Origin of the sequence: Pseudomonas sp. YL2 (assembly GCF_023063025.1) — a bacterium.
Taxonomy (GTDB): Bacteria; Pseudomonadota; Gammaproteobacteria; order Pseudomonadales; family Pseudomonadaceae; genus Aquipseudomonas; species Aquipseudomonas putida_A.
Genome location: NZ_JAJSLU010000026.1, coordinates 1 through 7829 on the forward strand (window position 1 = coordinate 1; position 7829 = coordinate 7829).

6 protein-coding genes are annotated in these 7829 nt (G+C 62.6%); all 6 read right to left on the reverse strand.

All coding sequences use genetic code 11. The features are described 5' to 3' along the window. Window positions 1-465: 465 nt before the first annotated feature. Window positions 466-1800, reverse strand: a complete 1335-nt coding sequence (locus LVD08_RS26410) for an amidohydrolase (protein ID WP_247269657.1) — start codon at window positions 1798-1800, stop codon at window positions 466-468. A gap of 66 nt (window positions 1801-1866) precedes the next feature. After that, window positions 1867-4020 (reverse strand): mechanosensitive ion channel domain-containing protein, encoded by a 2154-nt coding sequence (locus LVD08_RS26415; protein WP_247269658.1) that lies wholly within the window; start codon window positions 4018-4020, stop codon window positions 1867-1869. Window positions 4021-4097: 77 nt separating this feature from the next. Beyond that, the gene (locus tag LVD08_RS26420) at window positions 4098-4274 is read right to left on the reverse strand and encodes a hypothetical protein (protein WP_007965354.1); all 177 of its coding nucleotides are present in this window, start codon (window positions 4272-4274) and stop codon (window positions 4098-4100) included. Window positions 4275-4469: 195 nt separating this feature from the next. Then, entirely contained in the window at window positions 4470-5759 is a 1290-nt protein-coding gene (locus LVD08_RS26425) for a M18 family aminopeptidase (protein WP_047598982.1), read from the reverse strand. A gap of 172 nt (window positions 5760-5931) precedes the next feature. After that, complete coding sequence (locus tag LVD08_RS26430; RefSeq protein ID WP_247269659.1) at window positions 5932-7029, reverse strand: hypothetical protein; 1098 nt, start codon at window positions 7027-7029, stop codon at window positions 5932-5934. Between the two features lie 53 nt (window positions 7030-7082). Further along, window positions 7083-7718 carry an RluA family pseudouridine synthase gene (locus LVD08_RS26435; protein ID WP_027613350.1) on the reverse strand — a complete coding sequence of 212 codons (636 nt, stop codon included), beginning with the start codon at window positions 7716-7718 and terminating at the stop codon, window positions 7083-7085. Window positions 7719-7829 lie beyond the last annotated feature (111 nt).

The window sequence follows — 7829 nt, forward strand, 5'->3', positions numbered from 1 at the left end:
TGCTCGCGAAGGCGGCCTGACAGCCGACCAATCTCCAACTGCCTGCACCCAATCCCACTGTGGGAGCTGGCCTGCCAGCGAAGGCGGCCTGACAGCCGACCAATCTCCAACTGCCTGCACCCAATCCCACTGTGGGAGCTGGCCTGCCAGCGAAGGCGGCCTGACAGCCGACCAATCTCCAACTGCCTGCACCCAATCCCACTGTGGGAGCGAGCCTGCTCGCGAAGGCGGCCTGACAGCCGACCAATCTCTAACTGCCTGCACCCAATCTCTCTGTGGGAGCTGGCCTGCCAGTGATGGTGACCTCCCAGCCGACCAATCTCCAACTGCCTGCACTCAATCCAACTGTGGGAGCTGGCTTGCCAGCGATGGCGGCCTGACAGCCGACCAATCTCTAACAGGCTGCACACGGTCAAATGTGGGAGCGAGCCTGCTCGCGAAGGCGCCCCCACTGTCACTTCATCTCTACTTGCCCGCCCCGGCACTGGCATACAAATAATCCGTCGCCAAAGACGCCATCGTCCTCACCCCAACCACCAGCGCCGACTCATCCACAAAGAATCCCGGATTGTGATTCGGCGCCGCCTTGCTCATGTCCTGATCCCGTGGCGTCACCCCGAGAAACACAAACAGCCCGGGCACTTTCTTGGCAAAGAACGAGAAGTCTTCCGCGCCGCCCACCAGCGGCGCATTGACCACGTCATCCTTGGCGGCCCACTTCAACGTCGGCAGCATTTTTTCCGTCAGTGCCGGGTTGTTGATCGTGGGGTCGTATTTTTCGATGATGGTGACGTCGGCTTTCGCGCCGCCGCTTTCGGCGATTTTCTCGATGGTCTGACGCACGTCGGCGTGGAGTTTCTGGCGGATGCCGTAGTCGTAGGAGCGGATGGTGCCGCTCATGTCCACGGATTCGGGAATGATGTTGTAGCGGGTGCCGCCGTTGATGGTGCCGATGCTGACCACCGACGGGTAGGACGAAATGTCGGTGCGGCGGCTGACCACGGTTTGCAGGCCGACGATGGTTTGTGCGCCGACGGTGATCGGGTCGATGCCGTCCCACGGGCGGCCGGCGTGGGTCTGTTTGCCGAGGATTTTGATGCGCAGGTCGTCGGAGCTGGCCAGAGTGGCGCCGGGGCGGTAGGCGATCTGGCCGGCGGGGACGCCGGCCCAGACGTGGAGGCCGAAGACAGCGTCGGGTTTGGGGGATTTCATCACGCCTTCCTGCACCATCATTTTCGCGCCCCAGGTGTTTTTGCCGTCGGGGATGAAGTCGCTCGGGCCTTCTTCGGCGGGCTGGAAGTAGAAGACCACGGTGCCGGGCAGGGTGTCGCGCAGGCCAGTGAGAATTTTCGCCGTGCTCAGCAGGATCGCGGTGTGGGCGTCGTGGCCGCAGGCGTGCATCACGTCGACTTCTTTGTCCAGATAAGTGCCTTTGGCTTTCGAGGCGAAGGGCAGGTCGGCGACTTCCTTGACTGGCAACGCGTCCATGTCGGCGCGCAAGGCCACGGTCGGGCCGGGCAGGGCGCCCTTGAGGATGGCGACCACGCCGGTGCGGGCGACGTTGGTTTTGACTTCCAGGCCCATGGCCTTCAGTTGTCTGGCGACCAGTTCCGCGGTGCGTTTCTCGGTGTTGCCCAGTTCCGGATGCGCGTGGATGTCGCGGCGGGTTTCCAGCAGTTGCGGTTCAAGTGCCTTGGCTTGCGCGGCGATCTGTTCGCGGGTGCTGTCCAGGGTGGCGGCGCTGGCGGTGCCGGCCAGCAGAGTGAGCAGAACGGACTGGGCGATACGTGTCAGCTGCATCGGGTGTCTCCATGGTTATTGTTTTTCTGGCTTCCCTGCCTGTGACCCGAGTGTCTGCGCGAAGTGCTATTCCTTCGGCTGGCCACCGCCGGCAGTGATGACCTGCACGCTCATGCGTGGCGTCGCCAGATCGAGGCCGGCTTCGTCCATATGGCGCTTGAGCGACAGGTTGAACGCTCGGGAAACTTCCCATTGTTTGATCGGCGCAGTCTTGAACCGGGCGCGCAGAATCGCGCTGCCGGATTCGAAACTTTCCACGCCCTGAATCTCCAGCGGCGACCAGATGTTCCGCCGTTGCAGTGGGTCGGTACGCATTTTCTGGCCGACTTCGCGCATCAGTTTGATCGCGTCGTCGATTTCCATGTTGTACGGCACCGCGACGCGGAAGATCGCGTAGCCGAATTCCCGGGAGTAGTTCTTGATGCTTTTGATTTCGCTGAACGGGATGGTGTGGACGATGCCGTCGATGTCGCGCAGGCGCACGGTGCGGATGGTCAGGCCTTCGACAGTGCCGAGGTGGCCGCCGACGTCGACGTAGTCATCAATGGCCAGCGAGTCTTCGATGATGATGAACAGGCCGGTGATCAGGTCCGCCACCAGCGACTGCGCACCGAAACCGATGGCCAGACCGATCACGCCGGCACCGGCCAGCAGTGGCGTGACGTTCATGCCCATGTTCGCCAGGGCGACGATCAGCGCGATGATGAAAATCGCCACGAACAGCACGTTGCGGATCAGCGGCATCATCGTCTGCGCGCGGGCATTGGCCAGGCCTTTGCGCGAGCGGGTGAGGGCGTGGTGCACGGCGGTGTCGGCGAGGATCCAGATCAGCCAGGAGAAAATCAGCGTGCCGATCAGGCTGAACAGTTTGACGCTGACGTCATGCCCTTCGCCCTCGGCAAAGCCGATCAGCGACTTGCCCCACACGCGCAGGCCGAGCTCGATGAAGATCAGCCACACCAGCAGGTGGGCGAGGGTGTAGAAGAAGCTTTTCAGGCGCTCCGAGTACAACGCATGGCGCTTCGGCCCGCGTTGCGGTTTGAGTGAATGACGGCGCACGAGGCCGTTGATCACCATGCACATCACCAGCAGCACCGTGCAGATCAGTGACTGGCGCAGGGCGGTGCTGGTATCGCCGGCGGAGACGAAGGTGGCGAACAGCGAGATCCCGACCAGCACCAGCGCCGGCACGTACCAGAAGGTGCCGAGGATATCGATGGTGTCGCTGAGGGCGCGGCGGGTCAGGCGGCGGGACAACGGCTGGTTGCGGATCAGGTGCGCGATCGGCCGGCGGAAACGCAGGATGAACAACCCGGTGAACAGCGCCGCGAGCACGTTGGTGATGGTCGCGGTGGTGTGCGCCAGGTGCACGCCGAGGCCTTCGACCAGGCGCGGGTCACTCAGCGCTTCACCGAATGCGGCGAAGCTGCCGATCAGCCACAACGGACGGAAGGCCTGATGCCGCAGGATGTACAACGCCCGGTGCCGGTGCGGTCCGTCGAGCAGCGAGAAGGCGATCACGCAGATTGCCGAGAAACAGGTGCCGACCACCAGCGCATAAGCCAGCACCATCGCCAGGCTTTTACCCAATGACGACGGCAGCGCGTAGCTCATGTAAACGGTGATGACCAATGCAATCAACCACGGCCCGAGCTTGCGCAGGGCGAAGCGCAGCATGTCGAGGGCCTTGGGATGCTGCGGCAGTTCTTCGGTCAGGCCGAAGCGCATGCGCACCCGGTGACCGAGCCAGATTAGCGCGGCGGCGAGCAGGCTCCAGACCATCAGGATCACCGCGAAGCCGAAGATGATCGGCAGCCATTCGCTGGCCGGCAACATCAATGCCTTCAACTCATCCTTGGCCAGATTGAACTCGTCGGACCAGCGGGTCAGCGGGCTGTCGTCACCGGAGAACTGCTTCTCGAAACTGGCCAGGGTGCCGCCGATCAAGCCCAGCACACCTTCTTCCGGTGAGGCCTGGGCTTTCTTGGTGGCGTCGCGCAGCTTTTTCAGATCGCTGAGCAATTGCGCGCGTTGCTTGTCGTTTTCCAGCGACTTGATGACTTCATCCAGCGACTGGCCCAGCGGCTCTTGCGCCTCCGGCTGCGTCTTGGTGGTGTTGAGCAGGCCCGGCAACCCGACCGCCTGGGCAGGGGCCAGCGGCAGCAGCGTCATCAGGCAGACAAGGAACAGGCAGGGCAGAGCAAACAGACGAGCGAACACTAGGCGGTCAACCTCGCAAAGGGGCGAATTGAGCGAGTGTACGAGGCAGCCAGAATCAATGCGAGCCGGGCGCGGATTTATTCGTTGAGTTTGGCGAGGATCTTGTAGACCACGGTCGCCAGGATCATCAGCATGCCGACCCACATGGCAAACACACCGGCGTTCTTGTCGCGGAAGTTGAAGCCGATCGCCAGCAGGATCATCCCGGACAGAATCGGAATGAGCATGGCGTGGAAGGAGGACATCGAAATCATGGTGACTGCCTTGTCGAAGGGGATGATTTAAGTCTAGGTCGCTTTCTGCAGCGAGGAGTGATGTGTATCAGGAATGATTCGGTTCTACGATGAATCTTTGTTGTCTGCACGAGCGCTTTCGCGAGCAAGCCCGCTCCCACAGGTTGAAATGCATTCCAATGTGGGAGCGGGCTTGCTCGCGAAGCTTTTCAGCTTTTAAGGCAACTCGCGGCTGGCGTAGAACGCGCTCAGCACTTTGACGAGGTGCGCCAGATCGTGGCTGCCGCACAGTTCGCGGATCGAGTGCATGGCGAAGGTCGGCAGGCCGATGTCGACGGTGCGCACGCCCAGGTGGCTGGCGGTGATCGGGCCGATGGTCGAGCCGCAGCCCATGTCGCTGCGCACCACGAAGCTCTGCACCGGTACTTCTTCGGCCATGCACAGATGGCGGAAGAACCCGGCGGTTTCGCTGTTGGTGGCGTAGCGCTGGTTGCTGTTGACCTTGATCACCGGGCCGGCGTTGAGTTTCGGGCCGTGGTTGGCGTCGTGCTTCTCGGCGTAATTGGGGTGCACGCCGTGGGCATTGTCGGCCGAGACCAGCAGCGATTTCTGGATGGTGCGGACGAACTCGTCACCTTCCGGCAGCAGGCGGCGCAGGGTCTGTTCGAGCATCGGGCCATCGGCACCGCACGCCGAGCAGGAGCCGACTTCCTCGTGGTCGTTGCACACCAGCACGCAGGTTTCTTCGGTGTCGGCAGTGAGCAGGGCTTGCAGGCCGGCGTAGCACGACAGCAGGTTGTCGAGGCGCGCACCGGCGATGAAGTCGCCATGCAGGCCGATGACCGCCGCGCTCTGGGTGTCGTAGAAGCTCAGTTCGTAATCCAGCACCACATCGGCGTTCAGGCCATGTTCGCGGGCCAGTTGATCAGTCAGTACGGCGCGGAAGTCGACGCGTTCGTCGCCGGCGAATTGCGCGAGGATCGGCGGCAGCTCGGTCTGCGCGTTGATCGCCCAGCCCTGATTGGCTTCACGGTTCAGGTGAATCGCCAGGTTGGGAATGATCGCGATCGGCGCCTTGAAGTCGATCAACTGACTTTCGACCTTGCCGTCGCGACGGAAGGTGACGCGGCCGGCCAGCGACAGGTCGCGGTCGAACCACGGCGCCAGCAGTGCGCCGCCGTAGACTTCAACGCCCAGTTGCCAGAAGCCCTGACGTTGCAGTTCCGGTTGCGGCTTGACCCGCAGGCACGGGCTGTCGGTGTGAGCGCCGACCAGGCGGATGCCGTCGTGCAGTGGCGAGTTGCGGCCCATTTTGATCGCGACGATCGAGGAGTCGTTACGGGTGACGTAGTAGCGGCCGTTGGCCTCGGTGGTCCACGGCTCGCGCTCGTCGAGGCGCACGTAACCGGCGGCCTCCAGACGCTGAACAAGGCTGGCGGTGGCGTGGAACGGGGTAGGGGAGGCCTTGAGGAAGTCGATCAGGCCTTGGTTCAACTCTTCGCGCATAAGAAGCTCCAGACAGCAATGGGCGCGAGTTTAACGCATCGGCCCGGGAATTGAATCCGGGCAGGATCGGGGCGGAAGCGGGCTTGCTCGCGAAAGCGGTGGGTCAGATGCAGATTTTTGGATGACACACCCCTTTCGCGAGCAAGCCCGCTCCCACAGGGGATGGTGTGGATCAGCGGGCGGCTACGCGTTTTTTCAAGTAGTTCATGATGACTTTTTCATCTTCCGGTTTATCCGGACGCGGCAGCTGTTGCGGCCAGGACTTCTGGCTCAGCAGTTTTTTCTGCTGGCTCTCGTCCCAACGCAGAATTTCCCGCGAGGCGCATTCCCACCATTCGTGTCGGCAAACGCTGTAGTACGGATCTTCCGGCGCGGCGCTGCCGTACAGCAGATCACGACCGACCTTGCGCAGGGCACCTTTCTGGTGGCGCAGCTTCCATTTGATTTTCAATCGGCGCCAGGCCGAGGGGAACGGCTTGACCCGTGGCACATCGCTGCACAGATCCACCAGGCGCTGGCTGAACTGCTCGCCGTGCTGGGAGAAGAAGTACGTCTGCATCGCGTGGAAGAAACGTTTTTCCGCGAAGTAGTGGTAGACGTGTTTGCGCGCTTCCACCACCTGACGCTCGCGCATGGCATACGACAGGGCGATCTGTTCGATGGTGTGGATTTCGAAGCCGCCGAGTGTCCACTGATCAATCAGGCGGATCGACTCTTCGAACAGCGCTGAGTCGCTGTCGGTCACGCCGCACAAGCCGCTGTTGTAGAGCTTGAAACCGTTATCCGGCGTCACGCCGTGGCTGCGCAGGTCGCGACCGAGTTTTTGATAGTCGGGACGCTGGTGCACATCTTTCCAGTCGTACTCGAAGCGATCCATCACCGAGCGATTCGGCTCGATGAATTTGAACAGTTGGCTCGGCTGGCGGGTGAACAGGGTGTCGGTGTCGACGAACAGGGTTTTTTCCGCCCACTGCATGCCCGCGGCGATGGCGCAGGCCTTGCGGCGATGGTGATAGCCGTGGGTGCCTTGCCAGCGGGTCAGGGTCGCTTCATCCAGCAACACCGTGTCGACCGGCCAGCCCGCATAGTCATCGGGGCGATCGGTGAGAATGCGGATCGCCGGAAGCTCGCCGTTTTTAGCCTGGGACAGCGCGGTCAGGATGCTGAACTTGGCTTCGCGCCGGTACACATCCTGATTGCCGTAAACCAGGTAAAGCAGTTGATGACGAGCTTTCGTGAGGGGGGTTACCAGGGAATCAATACAACTCATCCGAAAACAGAATCCTTGTCCAAAAGAAAACAGCGCCGCCACTCAGGCAGCGCTTAAAACGGTGCCGGGCATTCGAAGCGCAAACGCTCGCCGGTTTGCGGGTGGGTGAAGCTCAGCATGCTGGCGTGCAGGCACAGACGCGGCCAGGCCGCCAAGGCCTGCTCATGGGCGTACAGCCCGTCGCCCAGCAGCGGGTGACCGATGGACAGCATGTGCACACGCAACTGGTGCGAGCGCCCGGTGATCGGCGTCAGCTCGACGCGGCACCAGTCGCCGCAACGTTCCAGTACGCGCCAGAAGGTCAGCGCATGCTTGCCGAATTCGTGGTCGACCACGTGCCGCGGTTTGGTCGGCGGATCGTAGCGCAGCGGCAGGTCGATGCTGCCGCTGTCCAGCTCCGGCTGACCCCAGCAGAGCGCAGTGTAGGCTTTCTCTGTTTCACGATCGTGAAACTGCCGCGACAGTTCGCGGTGAGTATCCGCGTCACGGGCCAGCAGAATGATGCCGGAGGTTTCCCAGTCCAGGCGATGGACGATGCGCGCTTCCGGGTAGCCGTTTTCCTGCAGGCGGGTGATCAGGCAGTCCTTGTTGTCGTCGGCGCGACCGGGCACCGAGAGCAGCAACGTCGGTTTGTCGACCACCAGTACGGCGGCGTCCTGATGGATGATGCGGATGTTGGACAACGGCATTAAAACAGCCTCGTAACAAATGCCAACGGGGGGGGGAGGGGGCGCCTGCGCGGGGGGGGGGCGGCCCCGGCGGCGGCCCGGCCGGGCGCCGCCCCCCCCCGGGGGGGGGCG

Excerpts from the sequence above, each read along its gene's own strand:
- LVD08_RS26425 (WP_047598982.1), bottom strand. The coding sequence starts at position 5,759 with ATGCGCGAAGAGTTGAACCAAGGCCTGATCGACTTCCTCAAGGCCTCC.
- LVD08_RS26420 (WP_007965354.1), bottom strand. The coding sequence starts at position 4,274 with ATGATTTCGATGTCCTCCTTCCACGCCATGCTCATTCCGATTCTGTCC.
- LVD08_RS26410 (WP_247269657.1), bottom strand. The coding sequence starts at position 1,800 with ATGCAGCTGACACGTATCGCCCAGTCCGTTCTGCTCACTCTGCTGGCC.
- LVD08_RS26430 (WP_247269659.1), bottom strand. The coding sequence starts at position 7,029 with ATGAGTTGTATTGATTCCCTGGTAACCCCCCTCACGAAAGCTCGTCAT.
- LVD08_RS26435 (WP_027613350.1), bottom strand. The coding sequence starts at position 7,718 with ATGCCGTTGTCCAACATCCGCATCATCCATCAGGACGCCGCCGTACTG.